The sequence below is a fragment of the Methylobacterium sp. AC690 genome (genome assembly GCF_979256535.1).
Genome location: NZ_CEEDOX010000001.1, coordinates 199,783 through 212,663, shown reverse-complemented (window position 1 = coordinate 212,663; position 12,881 = coordinate 199,783). Strand labels below are relative to the sequence as shown.

Below are 12,881 nucleotides of genomic sequence, written 5' to 3'. Positions count from 1 at the left end.
GCCCTCCCGGCGCGCGGAAGCGCCGCTTGGCCTTGGCGCCCATCTCGGCTACAGCCCGGCTCAGGACCGTCGCCAATGGCCGAGCTTTCTTGTCACCAGCTGCCAGAACTTCCGAGGTTCTCACCGTGCTCGCCGAGCAGGAAGGGGAACGGCTGACCGTCGGCGAGATCGTCGCCGTCCTGAAGGATCGCGCCTTCGCGCTCCTCATCGTGATCCTCGGCTTGCCCAATTGCCTGCCGATGCCGCCGCCGATCCCCCTGGTCTGCGGCCTGCTGCTGCTGCTGGTGGCGATCCAGATCACGGCCGGCATGGCCTCCCCCTGGCTGCCCCGCGCGCTGCTGCGCCGGTCCGTCGCCCGCAGCGACGTCGAGCGGGCCGCCAACCGGGCCGTGCCGCTGCTGCGCCGACTCGAGCACTGGTCGCGTCCACGCATGAGCCTGTTCGAGACCGCCCTCGGCATGCGCGGCGTCGGCCTCATCCTGCTGACCCTGTCGCTGGCCCTGATCGTGGCCGCGCCGATCGTGGGGCAGATCCCCCTCGGCCTCGCCATCTGCCTCGTCGGCCTCGGCCTCGTCGAGCGGGACGGCGTCGTGGTCCTGGGCGGCCTCGCCATCGGGGCGGTGGGCGTCCTGCTCAATGCCGGCTTCGTCTACGCCATCATCTCCGGCCTCATGAGCCTGTTCAACCTCTGACGGCGTGCCGCGCTGCGGGCCGACGCGCCCCGAGCGACCCTTCGCCGGTCAGGCCTCGAGATGGCGCGCCCGCACCAGCCGGCGGACCAGGCCGCCCCGGCGCCCGATCAGCATCGACACCAGGTAGAAGCCGCCCGCCGCGAGCACGATCGCGGGCCCGGTCGGGAGATCGGCCTGGTAGGACACGCTGAGACCGACCACGCTCGACAACATCGCGATCAGGATCGAGACCGGGATCATGCCCGAGAGGTCCGCCGCCCAGAACCGTGCCGTGATGGCCGGCAGCAGCATCAACCCCACCGCCAGCAGCGTGCCGAGGGCCTGGAAGCCGCCGACGAGGTTCATCACCACGAGGCCGAGGAAGGCGTAGTGCACCGGGCCGCCGGCCCGGCTGACCGTGCGCAGGAACAGCGGGTCGACGCATTCCATCACCAGGGGCCGGTAGATCGCCGCCAGCCCGAACAGCGTCACGGTGGCGATGCCGCCCAGGAGCCAGAGGGCCGGATCGTCGAGGGCGAGGACGCTGCCGAACAGGATGTGCAGCAGGTCGATCTGCGAGCCGCGCAGGGAGACCAGCAGGACGCCGCCGGCCAGCGAGATCAGGTAGAAGGCCGCGAGGCTCGCATCCTCCTTGATCACGGTGGAGCGGGTGACGAGACCCGCCATCAGCGCCACCGCGAGGCCGGCCACGAGGCCGCCCAGGGTCATGGCCGGCAGGGACAGCCCCGCCACCAGGAAGCCCACCGCCGCCCCGGGCAGGATCGCGTGGCTCATGGCGTCGCTCATCAGGCTCATGCGCCGCAGCATCAGGAACACGCCGACGGGCGGGGCCGAGAGTGACAGGGCGAGGCAGCCGACCAGGGCCCGGCGCATGAAGCCGAATTCGAGGAAAGGACCGAACAGGAGGTCGATCACGCGGCATGCCCCCGGTCGCGCGCCACCCCGTGGCCGTGGTCGCGCGGATGCGCCTGGCGCCGGTCGGCGCCGTGGTCATGACCCTGATCATGACCCTGATCGTGATCATGGCTGTGGTCATGGTCGTGGTCATGGCCATGCCCGTGGGACGGGCCCGGCGCTTCGTGCCGGCCGCAGACCGCGGCATCCTCGTCCCAGGCCTCCGACAGGCTCTGGGCACGGGCGAGGTTCTGGGGCGTGAGCACCCGCTCGGTCGGTCCCCAGGCCACGCCCTCCCGCGCGAGCAGGAGCGTGTGCGGGAAGTGGCTCCGCACCTGTCCGAGATCGTGAAGGGCGGCCACGATGGTGCGTCCCTGCCCGTGCCAGGCGCGGACCAGGGCCAGGAGGTCGGCCGTGGTGCGTCCGTCGACTCCCGTGAAGGGCTCGTCGAGGAGGAGGACGCGGGCCTCCTGCACGATCAGGCGCGCGAACAGGGCGCGCTGGAACTGGCCGCCCGACAGGGTGCCGATCAGGCGCGTCTCGAATCCGGCGAGGCCGACGGCGGCGAGGGCGTCCAGCAGCGTCGCCCGATGCCGACGCGCGCTCCGCCAGGGACCGAGGCGCCGCCACAGGCCCATGGCCACGAGATCCAGGACGCTGAGGGGAAAGCTGCGGTCGATCTCCGCCGCCTGCGGCAGGTAGGCGATGGCCTCATCCAGGCCCGGACGGGCGATCCGGCCCTCGAGGCAGGGGATTTCGCCGACGATGCCCTTCAGGAGGGTCGACTTGCCGGCCCCGTTCGGCCCGACCAACGCGAGGAGGGCCCCGGGTGGGATGACTCCGTCGAGGTGATGCACCGCCGGGTGGCGGTCGTAGCCCAGGGTCAGCCCATGGAGCGTGATGGCGCCGGGCAGATCACAACTCATGATCAGGACTCATCGGGAAGCCCACAGGATGGCGGCCCAGAGCAAGAGGGTCAGGACCAGCGCCACCGCGAAGCGCAGGGACGCGCCGGCCTGGAACAGCGAGCGGCGGAGGGAGGCGGGGGGGCGCGGGTCTCGAGTCACGGAGGGATCATTTGCCCGAACGGGAGCGCCGGCTTATGTTGGCGGTGATACACTGTAACACTCGGGCAGTTCAACGGGCCGGGTTCACGGGGCAGATCATGCACGACCATGCGGCGACGCATGACCACGGCTGCGGCGGGGCGGAGGAAGCGATCGCCCGGGCGGAGCGCTTGTGTCGCGAGCGCGACCTGCAATTCACCCGCCTGCGTCGCGACGTGCTGGCGGCCGTGGCGGGGCAGACGCGGCCGATGGGCGCCTACGACATCGCCGAGGCCCTGAGCGAGCCGGGACGGCGCGTGGCCGCGGTCTCGGTCTACCGCGCCCTGGATTTCCTCACCGAGCACGGGCTGGTGCACCGGATCGCCAGCCGCAACGCCTTCGTGTCCTGCGGGCATTCCCACACCGACGGCGCGGGCCTCGTCTTCCTGATCTGCCGGAACTGCGGCACCATCGACGAGACCACCTCGCCGGAAGTGGAGGATCAGCTCGGCCGCACCCTGGCCAAGGCCGGCTTCAAGCCGACGAGCCGCATCCTCGAGGTCGAGGGCGAGTGCGGCGCCTGCCTCGGCCGGTCCAGCACCGACTGAGCGGACGCCTCCGCTGCCCCGGCCCGCGCCGCCCCCCGGCTCGGCCCGCGGTGCTCAGCACGCGTTCTTGTAGGCGCGCGGTGAGACCACGGTCATGAACATGATCCGCAGGTCGAACCAGATCGACCAGTTGTCGATGTAGTGCAGGTCGTGCTGGACCCGCCGCTCCATGTCGAGATCGGTGAGGGTTTCGCCCCGGAGGCCGTTCACCTGCGCCCAGCCGGTGATGCCCGGCATCACGTTGTGACGTCGCGCGTAGAGGGCGATGCGGTTCTCGAAGCTGCGATCATGCGCCAGGGCATGGGGGCGCGGCCCCACCAGGGACATCTCGCCGAGCACCACGTTGATGAGCTGAGGCAACTCGTCGATGTTCGAGCGCCGCAGCACGCGGCCGATCGGCGTGATGCGGCTGTCGTTGCGGGTCGCCTGCCTGAAGACCGCTTCCTGCTCGGCCTTCATGCTGCGGAACTTGAAGACGCCGAAGGGCTGCTGGTTGAAGCCGTAGCGCCTCTGCCGGAAGAACACCGGACCCGGGCTGTCGAGCTTGATCAGCGCCGCCACCACGAGGAAGAGCGGGCTGAGCAGCACCAGGGCGACCAGGGCCAGGGTGAGGTCCAGGCTGCGCTTCAGGAACAGCTCGCCGGCCTGCAGCGGGCGACGCCCGATATTGATGCCCGACAAGCGGCCGACCCGGGCGAGGGTGAGGTCCGGGAAGCGGTCCATCACCGCGCCGGGACGCAGGTGGAGCGCCGCCGGCACCCTCAGGAAGGCGTCGATGCAGCGCTCGATATCCGAGGCGTCCGACCAGGGCAGGAGGATGAAGACGTCGTCCGGGCGCAGGAAGCGCACCACCGAGACCGCGAGATCGAGATCCTCCGACATCTGGGCCTGCCGGGCGGCCGCGTCGCCGGTCGGGTCGAGCCGGCGCAGATAGCTCGTGCCGATCACCCGCAGGCCGAGGGCCTCGGGATCGTTATGGGCCTCGAACCGCGCGATATCCTCCTCGTAGCCGACGAGATGGATCCGGTTGGTGTTGCCCGATGTCGGTGTCGCCGCGCTGCGGACGAGGCGCAGCATCGTCGCGCGGGCCAGCAGCATCGCCGGGAGTCCGCCGGCGAACATCCCCAGGGACACGAGGCGCGAATACTCATGGGTGGTCTTCGTCGCGAAGCCGATCAGCAGCACGATGGCCCAGGCCCCGATCCAGACCGTCGTCGCCCGCCGCAGGTGCGGCCTGCGGGAGAGCAGCGTCTCGATGTTGTAGTCCTCGCGGACGAGGTTCGTCAGCAGCACGAACAGGGCGACCAGGGCGGCAAGCTCGAAGCTGCCACTGTGGCCCGCGAACGGCTCGCTGCCCGCGAAGGCCGTCCGGTAGGCGAGATCGATGCCCGCGGCAACGCTGAAGATGACGAGGATGTCGGCGATGGCGGTCGCGGCCGAGAGCCCGACCCGAAAGGCGGTGCGGCTGCGTCGTGGGAGAAGCGCTGCCCAGACGCCGTGACGCGTACGAAACACCGGAAGCTTCTCGAGAGCGGCTGGGATTCGGTCATGAAACATCTGGAGCGCTCTGTCCCGTCCTGATGCAAAGACTGTCCGACACTGAACCAAATCACGAATCGGCCATGGATGCCGAGAGTATCGGTGCAAGACGCGGGCCTGAAGACACCGGGCTGACGACGCGGGCCTGACGTCCGTTGCTCGGTTCCGACGGCGCGGCACGGGTCCGCAACCGCGACGGGGCCGTGCCGTCGACGACGTGTTTCGAAAGGGAGCGCGTCTTGCTGGCCCTTGAGATGCCGTCCCGCGATCGTTCCGATCCGTTCGGTCGCGCACACCGCCCCACAACGTCGGTTCGGCCGATAGGGTTGCGTCCGGAGTTCCGTTCGACCGGGAGCGGTCGAGCGCACGGGGTCGCTCGTCTCGATCCCGGCTCCGGACTGGCCCGGTTCCGGACTGGCCCGGCTCCGGACGGGTCCCGACGGAACGATGGCTGCCGCGACGGCCGCGGCATCCCGCACGTCGCGGCGTTCCAGCCGCGCCTCGGCAGGGTCTGTGACGTCTCGGCCCGGGCCACATCACACCGGGTCGGCGCGAATCAAGCGGCGGCGTTCGAATCGGGCCGTGCGACGGTCTGGATCGTCTCGAAACCCTCGAATTGCGGATGGCCCAGGTAGAGGGGCTTGGTCGACGGCACGCGGCCATGCGCTTTCCGGAACTGCTCCGACCGGGTCCAGGCCTCGAAATCCGCCTTCGACGACCAGATGGTGTGGGAGGCATACAGGACGTGGTCCTCGGCTTCAGGACCGCGCAGGAGATGGAACTCGACGAAGCCCGGCATCTCTCCGAGATGACTGTCGCGGCCGAGCCAAACCTGTTCGAAGTCTTCCGTCGCGTCCTTGACGACTTTGAAGCGATTCATTGCGATATACATGATCCACCTGGGTTTTTCGGCGTCTCGGACGATCCCGTGCGACACCTTAAACCTGGGACGTCGGGACACGAAAGCCATCCGGTGCGGCGGATGCGCCGCGCCCCGCCTTGCACGCAGCGCCCGAGGAAAGCCGGGCTGCCTCATGGTTCGTCCGGCATTCGGACCCGTCGGCGCGTTCGCAGTGCAGCGAAACTCGTGAGGGACGGTTACAACGTCACGCTTGCAATCCGTGCCAGCTTTGTGGTCAAGCTGTCAGAACGGTCACCTCCGATGCTCATGCGGAGTAAACATCTAGTGGCGTTTGACTGCAGACAAGGATAGTCTCTATCGCCACGTTCAATCCTTGATCGACTGCCTTGGTTTCCTGGCGAATGAACTTAAGGAATCCTGCACGCCTTCGTACGAAAGCGCTCCAACCTCATCGTCCCCGGGTCTGGTCCGGGCGGGGGCCGAAAATTTCTATAGGGACTGAATCGAGAGATGATGCCTAAGCAGACTACCGACGTCGATCGCCTCGTCGGATTGAGGATCACCGCTTTGCGCAAGGCGCGCGGCCTGAGCCAGACCGCGCTCGGAACCGCCGTGGGCGTGACCTTCCAGCAGGTTCAGAAGTACGAGAAGGGGCAGAACCGCGTCGGGGCCGGGCGCCTGCGCGAGATCGCCCGTCTCCTCGAGGTCCCGGTCTCGGCCTTCTTCGAGGAAGACGAGGTCGGCGGGACCCAGTCCGACGTCTTCGGCTTCCTCAGCGCGCAGGGCGCCATCGAGCTGCTGCGGGCCTACGCGCTGATCGAGGACGATCAGTTGCGCCGCGACGTGCTCGCCATCGTGCGCACGGCCGCCAAGATGGGCAAGCAGGCACCCGCCGAGCCCGCCGCCGCCAGCTAGGGGCTCGCCGGGCCCCTAACCGATCCAGTGGAAGAAGCTGCCGGTCACCGGGCCGCGCCGGTGTCCGGCGAGGCCGAGGGGCACCCCTTCCGCATCGGTCACCGCCGCGAGCCCCGTCTCGGGCGTCGGCGGCGCACTCGTCTCGCTGGCATAGTGGAACTCGTGCCCGACGAGCCGTGCGCCCGTGCCCCCGAGGGGGCCCTCGGCCAGCAACGTCGCGACGCGGTAGCCCAGGTGCAGGCGGCGGGTCCTGTAGGAGGTCGCCACCGGCAGCAGGCCGGCCATGGCATGGGTGACGCCCTCCGCATCCTCCAGGCTCTCGCCCAGGACCATGTAGCCGCCGCACTCCCCGTGCACCGGCTTCGCCCGCGCGAAATCCCGTAATCCGTCGAGGAAGCGCCGCGCCTGCGACAGGGCGCCGGCATGGAGCTCGGGGTAGCCGCCGGGCAGCCAGCCGGCATCGCAATCGGCCGGGGGCGACTCGTCGGCCAGGGGCGAGAACGGCACGAGTTCGGCCCCTGCCGCCCGCCAGCCCGCCGCCATGTGCGGGTACAGGAACGAGAAGGCCGCATCCGACGCGATGGCGATGCGCTGGCCCGGCGGCCGGGGCAGGATGCCGGCGCCCGGGGCGGGCGCCGCGCCCGCCGCGACGGCCAGGATCGCGTCGAGGTCGAGGCCGGCCTCGGCGAGGTCGGCGAGCCGGTCGAGGCGGGCCTCGAGGTCGTTGGTCTCGCGGGCCTGGACGAGGCCGAGATGGCGCTCCGGCAGGACGAGGGTCGCATCCCGCATCAGCGCCCCGAGCACCGGCATGCCGATGCGGCTCAGGCCCGTCTCCACGAGGCGGCGGTGGCGGGCACTCGCGACCTTGTTGAGGATCACCCCGGCGATGCGGATGCGCGGATCGTAGGCCCGGCACCCGAGGGCGAGGGCGGCGGCCGATTGCGCGGCGCCGGAAACGTCGAGGACGAGGATCACCGGCCAGCCGTAGCGCGCGGCGATGTCGGCATTGGCGCCCGTGCGCCCCTCCGGCGCCACGATGCCGTCGAACAGCCCCATCGAGCCCTCCGCGACCACCAGGTCGGCGCCCGTGGCCGAGAGGGCCGCCACGGCGTCGAGCATCGGCTCCGGCATGGCGAAACTGTCGAGGTTGAAGCTCGGATGGCCGGTGGCCGCCTGATGGAAGGCCGGGTCGATGTAGTCCGGCCCGCACTTGGCGCCGCGCACGGCCAGGCCCCGCCGGGCGAGCGCCCGCATCAGCGCCAGGGTCACGGTGGTCTTGCCCGAGCTGGAGCGCGGCGCGGCGACGAGGAGACCGGGCACGCTCACGATCGGTCTCCGTTCGCCCGCGCGGTCCGCACGGTCTCGCCCGTCGGCCGGAAGCGTCGGTCGTAATCGGTGGAGTAGAGGGCGCTCTCCCGGAACTCGGCGGGATCGAGGGCGGGGCCGACCAGGATCAGCGCCGTGCGTTCCAGGCCGGCCTCGGCCACCTGGCCCGCGATCGTCGCCAGGGTTCCGCTGAGCACCCGCTCGTCGGGCCAGGTGGCGCGGAACACCACCGCGACGGGGCAGTCCGCGCCGTAGAACGGCGTCAGCTCCGTGACCACCGCGTCGATGACGTGGATCGACAGGTGGAGGGCGAGGGTGGCGCCGGTGCCCGCGAAGGCCGCCAGGGTCTCGCGCTCCGGCATGGCGCTGGCGCGCCCGGAGGTCCGGGTCAGGACCACGGACTGGGCGAGGCCCGGCACGGTGAGTTCGCGCTGCAGGAGCGCGGCGGCGGCGGCGAAGGACGGCACGCCCGGCGTCACCGTGAAGGGGATGCCCGCCTGCGTGAGGCGGCGGGTCTGCTCGGCCAGCGCGCTCCAGATCGAGAGGTCGCCCGAGTGCAGGCGCGCCACGTCCTGGCCCGCCGCGTGGGCGGCCGCGCATTCGGCCACGATGGCGTCGAGGTCGAGGGGCGCCGTGTCGACGATGCGGGCGCCCGGCGGGCACCAGCCCAGGATCTCGGGCGCGACGAGGGACCCGGCATGCAGGCAGACGGGGCAGCGCGCGATGAGGTCGCGGCCGCGGACGGTGATGAGGTCGGCGGCGCCCGGACCGGCGCCGATGAAGTGGACTGTCATGGATCCTGCGTGACGGATTGTGCGCGAAGCGCAAGGGCGCAGGTCGCCCCGGCGCTGGCGATTCGCCGCAGCAGCAGCGTCGCACCCGGGCCGGCGGCGGCCAGGGCCGCGGCCTCCGCCACCGAGCCGATCCGGCGCGAGGCCTCGATCCGGTGCGAGCGGGTCGGCACGTCGGCGTCCACGGCGATCAGCGCCTCGGGCGGGACCGCGTCCAGGGGACATCCGAGCGTCTCGGCGACGGCGCGGATCGCCGGCTCGCCGGCGCGGTCGCCGGCGGTGGCGAGGCGGGCGAGGCGGGCGCGCGGCAGGCCGGCCGCGTCGCAGGCCTGCGCGACCAGGGCGAGGATCTCGGCCGGCGGTGTCGCGTGGCGAAACCCGATTCCGGCGACGATGTCGGCGCCGCCGGGCCCGGCCGGAACCGGCCCATCCGGCCTCATGCCTTCACCCAGGCCCACTGCGTCACCGGCATCGCCCCGCGCCAGCCGTGCAGGTGCCCGACCGGATCCGCATGGGCGACCGTCAGGCGCTTGAGGCTCCCGCCCCGCTGCGCGAAGGCGGCGAGCAGCACGGCCTCGCCCTCCAGGGTCACCACGTTGGCGACGAGGCGCCCGCCCGGGGACAGGGCCGCGACGGCCGCGTCGAGGAGGCCCGGCGCGGTGACGCCGCCGCCGATGAAGACGGTGTCGGGGGCCGGCAGGCCGGCCAGCGCCGCGGGGGCCGGGCCCTCCACCACGCGCAGGTCCGGTACGCCGAGGCGGGCCGCGTTGCGGGCGATGCGGGCGGCCCGGGCCGGGTTGCCCTCGACGGCGATGGCCCGGAGGCTCGGGTGGCGCAGCATCCACTCGATGGAGATCGAGCCGGCCCCGGCGCCGATGTCCCACAGGGTCTGGCCGGCGCGGGGGCGCAGGGCCGCCAGCGTCACCGCCCGGATGTCGGCCTTGGTCAGCTGGCCGTCATGGTCGAACCAGGCATCGTCGAGGCCGGGGCTCAAGCTGACGACCTGCGCCGCGGCCGTCCCGACGACCGCGATTCCGAGGGTGTTGAGCGGGTCGATCCCGGCGAGGTCGAAGCTCTCGGCCGTCGCGCTGCGCCGGCGCTCGCGCGGGCCCCCCATGGCTTCCAGCACGGTGAGGCGGGACGCGCCGAGGCCGCGCTCGACCAGGAGCGCGGCGACCGCGGCCGGCGTGGTCTCGTCCCAGGTCAGGACCAGGAGGCGGGCACCGGGCTGCAGATGCGGGATCAGGCGGGGCAGCGCCCGGCCGTGCAGGGTGAGGCAGCCTGTCTCCGCCAGGGGCCAGCCGAGGCGGGCGCAGGCGAGGCTGAAGGCGGAGGGCTGGGCGAAGACCCGCAGCTCCGCGGCCGGGACGAGGCGGGCGATCTCGGCGCCGATGCCGTAGTGGAAGGGATCGCCGGTCGCCAGGATGCAGGTGGGGGTCCCGCGCCGGGCGAGGAGGCCCGGATAGGCGTCCGCGATCGGGCTCGGCCAGATCCGCGTCTCGGCCGCCAGCGGCCCGGCCAGCGCCAGGTGACGGCGTCCGCCATAGACGAGGCGCGCGCCGTCCAGGGCGGCGGCGGCGGCGGGGCTCAGGCCGGCGCGTCCGTCCTCGCCGATGCCCACGATGGTGAGCCAGGGGGCGGGGGCCGCCGCGGTGGACACGGTGTCACCGGTCATGGAGAACGGCCCCGAGGGTGGGGGGAGCATGCGGATACTGATCCTGGGCGGCACCGGCGAGGCGAGCGCCCTGGTGCGCGGGCTCCTGGCCATGGGCCGGCGCGACGCCGTCACCCTGTCGCTCGCCGGCCGCACCCGCCAGCCGAAGGCGGAGCCCGTGCCGACGCGGATCGGCGGCTTCGGCGGCGCCGAGGGCCTCGCCGCGTGGCTGGGCCAGGACCGCACCGATCTCGTGATCGACGCGACGCATCCCTTCGCGGCCCGGATGAGCGCCAACGCCGCCGAGGCCTGCGCCCGGACGGGGACGCGGCTGCTGGCGATCCGCCGTCCGGCCTGGACGCCGGTGCCCGGCGACCGCTGGACGGAGGTGCCCGACATGGAAGCCGCCGTCCGGGCCCTCGGCCGCGCGCCGCGCCGGGTCTTCCTCACCATCGGCCGGCAGGAGGTCGCGGCCTTCGCCGGCGCGCCGCAGCACGACTACGTCGTGCGGGCCATCGAGGACATCGCCCTGGCGGTGCCGCGCCTCACCGCGATCCAGGCCCGGGGCCCCTTCGACGCGGCGGCCGAGGCGGCGTTCCTGGCCGAGGGGGCGATCGAGATCCTGGTCAGCAAGAATTCCGGAGGCGGCGCCACCTACGGCAAGATCGCCGCCGCGCGGGCCCTGGGCCTGCCGGTCGTGATGGTCGCCCGTCCGGAGAAGCCGGACGTGCCGAGCGTGCCGGACGTCGCGGCCGCCCTCGCGGGGATCGCCGCCCTCTGATCGTCGATCCGGCGGATCGCGGGGGTTGATGGGGCCGGAACGGCCCCCCTTCCCCGCGTGGGAGAGGGCCGGGGTCAGGGGCGTGCCCCATCCGGACACGTCCCAGACCTCACCCTGTCCCTCTCCTGCGAGGAAAGAGGACCCGCGCGCGTCCGAATCCGAAGGGATCGAGCGGCGACGATCCAAGGCCTGCGCCGACCCGCGCATCACGCCGCCGGGACGCTGCGCGGCGTGTAGACGAAGGGTGTCGCGTCGCCGCGCGGAATCAGGCGGGTGGCCGAGGCGCCGATGATCACCATCGTGGCCATGTCGGCCGTCGTCGTGCGCGCCTCGTCGAGGGTGAGGACGCGGATCGCCTCGTCCGGCCGCGAGACGGCGCGGGCGAAGATCACCGGCGTGTCGCCGCGCCGGATCTCGGCGGCCAGGTCGAGAGCCTTGCCGAGCTGCCAGGGCCGGGCGGAGGAGATCGGATTGTAGAGGGAGATCACGAAATCCGCCCGCAGCACCGCCTCCAGCCGGGCGGTGATGACCTCCCAGGGCTTGAGGTTGTCCGAGAGGGACATCGCGCAGAAATCGCCGCCCAGCGGTGCGCCGAGGCGGGCCGCGGCCGCCAGCATCGCGGTGATGCCGGGCTCCACCGTGATGGGGAGCCGGGCCCAGGCCGGATCGCCGGCCTCCACCGCCTCGAACACCGCCGCCGCCATGGCGAACACGCCGGGATCGCCGCCGGAGACCACCGCGACGCGCCGGCCGGAGGCGGCGAGTTCGAGGGCGTGGCGCGCGCGGTCGACCTCGACCCGGTTGTCGCTGGCGTGGCGGACGAGCCCCGGCCGCTCGGGGACGCGGGCGACGTAGGGAATGTAGCCGATGAGGTCCTGCGCCTGGGCCAGGGCTTCCTGGGCGGCCGCCGTCAGCAGGCGCGGATCGCCGGGGCCGAGACCGATGATCGCGACGGACCCGGAATCCGGGGTGGGGCCGCTCACGGCCGGCGTCCCTCGCCGGGCAGCAGCACCATCGAGAAGTAGGGCGCGTCGTCGTCGGGCTTGTCCTTGAGGGCGATCACCCGCTCGCCCGCCATGGTGCCGCGCTCCACATAGACCGCGCGCTCCAGCACGCCGGCCTCGGCCAGCGCCGCCCGCACCTTCGGCAGGTGGCGGCCGAGCTTCATCAGCACGGCGGCGTCGGTGGCACGCAGGCGCTCCACCAGGGCGGCATGCGACAGGGTGGCGGGCAGCACGGTCAGCACGTCGTCGCCCCAGGTGATGGGGGTGCCGGCCCGGGTCCAGCAGCCGGACATCCCGGTGACGCCGGGCACGACCTCCACGGGGAAGCGGTCCTTCAGGCGCCGCCACAGGTGCATGAACGAGCCGTAGAAGAACGGATCGCCCTCCGACAGGATGGCGACGTCCCGGCCCGCGCCCAGATGGTCGGCGAGGCGCCCGGCCGCGTCGTCGTAGAAGGCGGCGAGCGCCGCGACGTAGTCCGGGTGCTCGGGGTGGAGCTCGGTGGTGTAGGGGTAGACCAGGGGGCATTCGCGCCCCGGCTCGGCCGCCAGAACCGCATCCGCGATGGTGCGGGCGTTGCCCCGTCGGCCCTTCTTGCAGAAATGCACCAGCACCGGAGCCCGCTCCAGCACCCGCATGGCGCGGACGGTGAGGTAGTCCGGCTCGCCCGGGCCCATGCCGACGCCGTACAGGGTGCCGGTGGTCACCGCCCGCGGAGTCTCGGTCCGCTCCGCCGCATCGGGGGGAAGGCGCTCGCCCGAATCCATCA

15 protein-coding genes are annotated in these 12,881 nt (G+C 72.3%); 4 read left to right on the top strand and 11 right to left on the bottom strand.

The window, feature by feature from the left end:
• Positions 1–89 precede the first annotated feature (89 nt).
• Positions 90–692, top strand: coding sequence for an exopolysaccharide biosynthesis protein (locus AC0IY1_RS01030; protein ID WP_280137521.1), 603 nt, complete (start codon positions 90–92; stop codon positions 690–692).
• A gap of 48 nt (positions 693–740) precedes the next feature.
• Here the strand turns inward: AC0IY1_RS01030 and AC0IY1_RS01025 are convergent, their stop codons facing one another.
• Genes AC0IY1_RS01025 through AC0IY1_RS01015 form a run of 3 tightly spaced genes read right to left on the bottom strand, consistent with a single transcriptional unit; the run spans position 741 to position 2,653 of the window.
• On the bottom strand, positions 741–1,565 hold the full coding sequence (locus AC0IY1_RS01025) for a metal ABC transporter permease (protein WP_103708557.1): 825 nt from the start codon (positions 1,563–1,565) through the stop codon (positions 741–743).
• Positions 1,566–1,603: 38 nt separating this feature from the next.
• Positions 1,604–2,512 carry a metal ABC transporter ATP-binding protein gene (locus AC0IY1_RS01020; RefSeq protein WP_471767095.1) on the bottom strand — a complete coding sequence of 303 codons (909 nt, stop codon included), beginning with the start codon at positions 2,510–2,512 and terminating at the stop codon, positions 1,604–1,606.
• 9 nt (positions 2,513–2,521) lie between these two features.
• The gene (locus AC0IY1_RS01015; protein WP_280137522.1) at positions 2,522–2,653 is read right to left on the bottom strand and encodes a hypothetical protein; all 132 of its coding nucleotides are present in this window, start codon (positions 2,651–2,653) and stop codon (positions 2,522–2,524) included.
• Between the two features lie 98 nt (positions 2,654–2,751).
• Here AC0IY1_RS01015 and AC0IY1_RS01010 point away from each other — a divergent pair, with 98 nt between their 5' ends.
• Entirely contained in the window at positions 2,752–3,240 is a 489-nt protein-coding gene (locus AC0IY1_RS01010; RefSeq protein ID WP_055947448.1) for a Fur family transcriptional regulator, read from the top strand.
• A gap of 54 nt (positions 3,241–3,294) precedes the next feature.
• Here the strand turns inward: AC0IY1_RS01010 and AC0IY1_RS01005 are convergent, their stop codons facing one another.
• Entirely contained in the window at positions 3,295–4,797 is a 1,503-nt protein-coding gene (locus AC0IY1_RS01005; RefSeq protein ID WP_471767093.1) for an exopolysaccharide biosynthesis polyprenyl glycosylphosphotransferase, read from the bottom strand.
• A 538-nt stretch (positions 4,798–5,335) separates the two neighbouring features.
• Positions 5,336–5,671 (bottom strand): heme-degrading protein HmuQ, encoded by a 336-nt coding sequence (gene hmuQ, locus AC0IY1_RS01000; RefSeq protein WP_055947455.1) that lies wholly within the window; start codon positions 5,669–5,671, stop codon positions 5,336–5,338.
• 480 nt (positions 5,672–6,151) lie between these two features.
• Here hmuQ and AC0IY1_RS00995 point away from each other — a divergent pair, with 480 nt between their 5' ends.
• The gene (locus AC0IY1_RS00995) at positions 6,152–6,556 is read left to right on the top strand and encodes a helix-turn-helix domain-containing protein (protein WP_055947458.1); all 405 of its coding nucleotides are present in this window, start codon (positions 6,152–6,154) and stop codon (positions 6,554–6,556) included.
• Positions 6,557–6,571: 15 nt separating this feature from the next.
• Here AC0IY1_RS00995 and AC0IY1_RS00990 read toward each other — a convergent pair whose 3' ends face one another.
• The 4 genes from AC0IY1_RS00990 to AC0IY1_RS00975 are packed head-to-tail and all read right to left on the bottom strand — an operon-like array spanning position 6,572 to position 10,348.
• A complete protein-coding gene (locus AC0IY1_RS00990) occupies positions 6,572–7,885 on the bottom strand; it encodes a cobyrinate a,c-diamide synthase (protein WP_471767397.1) in 1,314 nt (437 codons plus the stop codon).
• On the bottom strand, positions 7,879–8,676 hold the full coding sequence (gene cobM / locus AC0IY1_RS00985) for a precorrin-4 C(11)-methyltransferase (RefSeq protein ID WP_471767091.1): 798 nt from the start codon (positions 8,674–8,676) through the stop codon (positions 7,879–7,881). The genes AC0IY1_RS00990 and cobM overlap by 7 nt, the downstream gene beginning before the upstream one ends.
• Positions 8,673–9,113 (bottom strand): cobalamin biosynthesis protein, encoded by a 441-nt coding sequence (locus AC0IY1_RS00980; RefSeq protein WP_471767089.1) that lies wholly within the window; start codon positions 9,111–9,113, stop codon positions 8,673–8,675. Before AC0IY1_RS00980 ends, cobM begins: the two co-directional genes overlap by 4 nt.
• A complete protein-coding gene (locus tag AC0IY1_RS00975) occupies positions 9,110–10,348 on the bottom strand; it encodes a bifunctional cobalt-precorrin-7 (C(5))-methyltransferase/cobalt-precorrin-6B (C(15))-methyltransferase (protein WP_055948784.1) in 1,239 nt (412 codons plus the stop codon). The genes AC0IY1_RS00980 and AC0IY1_RS00975 overlap by 4 nt, the downstream gene beginning before the upstream one ends.
• Positions 10,349–10,376: 28 nt before the next feature.
• On the opposite strand from AC0IY1_RS00975, the gene AC0IY1_RS00970 reads away from it, so the two are divergent.
• On the top strand, positions 10,377–11,108 hold the full coding sequence (locus AC0IY1_RS00970) for a cobalt-precorrin-6A reductase (RefSeq protein WP_156375516.1): 732 nt from the start codon (positions 10,377–10,379) through the stop codon (positions 11,106–11,108).
• A 206-nt stretch (positions 11,109–11,314) separates the two neighbouring features.
• Here the strand turns inward: AC0IY1_RS00970 and cobJ are convergent, their stop codons facing one another.
• Entirely contained in the window at positions 11,315–12,091 is a 777-nt protein-coding gene (gene cobJ / locus AC0IY1_RS00965; protein ID WP_471767087.1) for a precorrin-3B C(17)-methyltransferase, read from the bottom strand.
• On the bottom strand, positions 12,088–12,879 hold the full coding sequence (locus AC0IY1_RS00960; RefSeq protein ID WP_055947473.1) for a precorrin-2 C(20)-methyltransferase: 792 nt from the start codon (positions 12,877–12,879) through the stop codon (positions 12,088–12,090). Before AC0IY1_RS00960 ends, cobJ begins: the two co-directional genes overlap by 4 nt.
• Between the last annotated feature and the right edge of the window lie 2 nt (positions 12,880–12,881).

Coding starts and splice junctions, on each gene's coding strand:
- AC0IY1_RS01025 (WP_103708557.1), bottom strand. CDS start 1,565: ATGCGCCGGGCCCTGGTCGGCTGCCTCGCCCTGTCACTCTCGGCCCCG.
- hmuQ (WP_055947455.1), bottom strand. CDS start 5,671: ATGTATATCGCAATGAATCGCTTCAAAGTCGTCAAGGACGCGACGGAA.
- AC0IY1_RS01005 (WP_471767093.1), bottom strand. CDS start 4,797: ATGTTTCATGACCGAATCCCAGCCGCTCTCGAGAAGCTTCCGGTGTTT.
- AC0IY1_RS00970 (WP_156375516.1), top strand. CDS start 10,377: ATGCGGATACTGATCCTGGGCGGCACCGGCGAGGCGAGCGCCCTGGTG.
- AC0IY1_RS01020 (WP_471767095.1), bottom strand. CDS start 2,512: ATGAGTTGTGATCTGCCCGGCGCCATCACGCTCCATGGGCTGACCCTG.
- AC0IY1_RS00980 (WP_471767089.1), bottom strand. CDS start 9,113: ATGAGGCCGGATGGGCCGGTTCCGGCCGGGCCCGGCGGCGCCGACATC.
- AC0IY1_RS01010 (WP_055947448.1), top strand. CDS start 2,752: ATGCACGACCATGCGGCGACGCATGACCACGGCTGCGGCGGGGCGGAG.
- AC0IY1_RS00960 (WP_055947473.1), bottom strand. CDS start 12,879: ATGGATTCGGGCGAGCGCCTTCCCCCCGATGCGGCGGAGCGGACCGAG.
- AC0IY1_RS00995 (WP_055947458.1), top strand. CDS start 6,152: ATGATGCCTAAGCAGACTACCGACGTCGATCGCCTCGTCGGATTGAGG.
- AC0IY1_RS00975 (WP_055948784.1), bottom strand. CDS start 10,348: ATGACCGGTGACACCGTGTCCACCGCGGCGGCCCCCGCCCCCTGGCTC.
- cobM (WP_471767091.1), bottom strand. CDS start 8,676: ATGACAGTCCACTTCATCGGCGCCGGTCCGGGCGCCGCCGACCTCATC.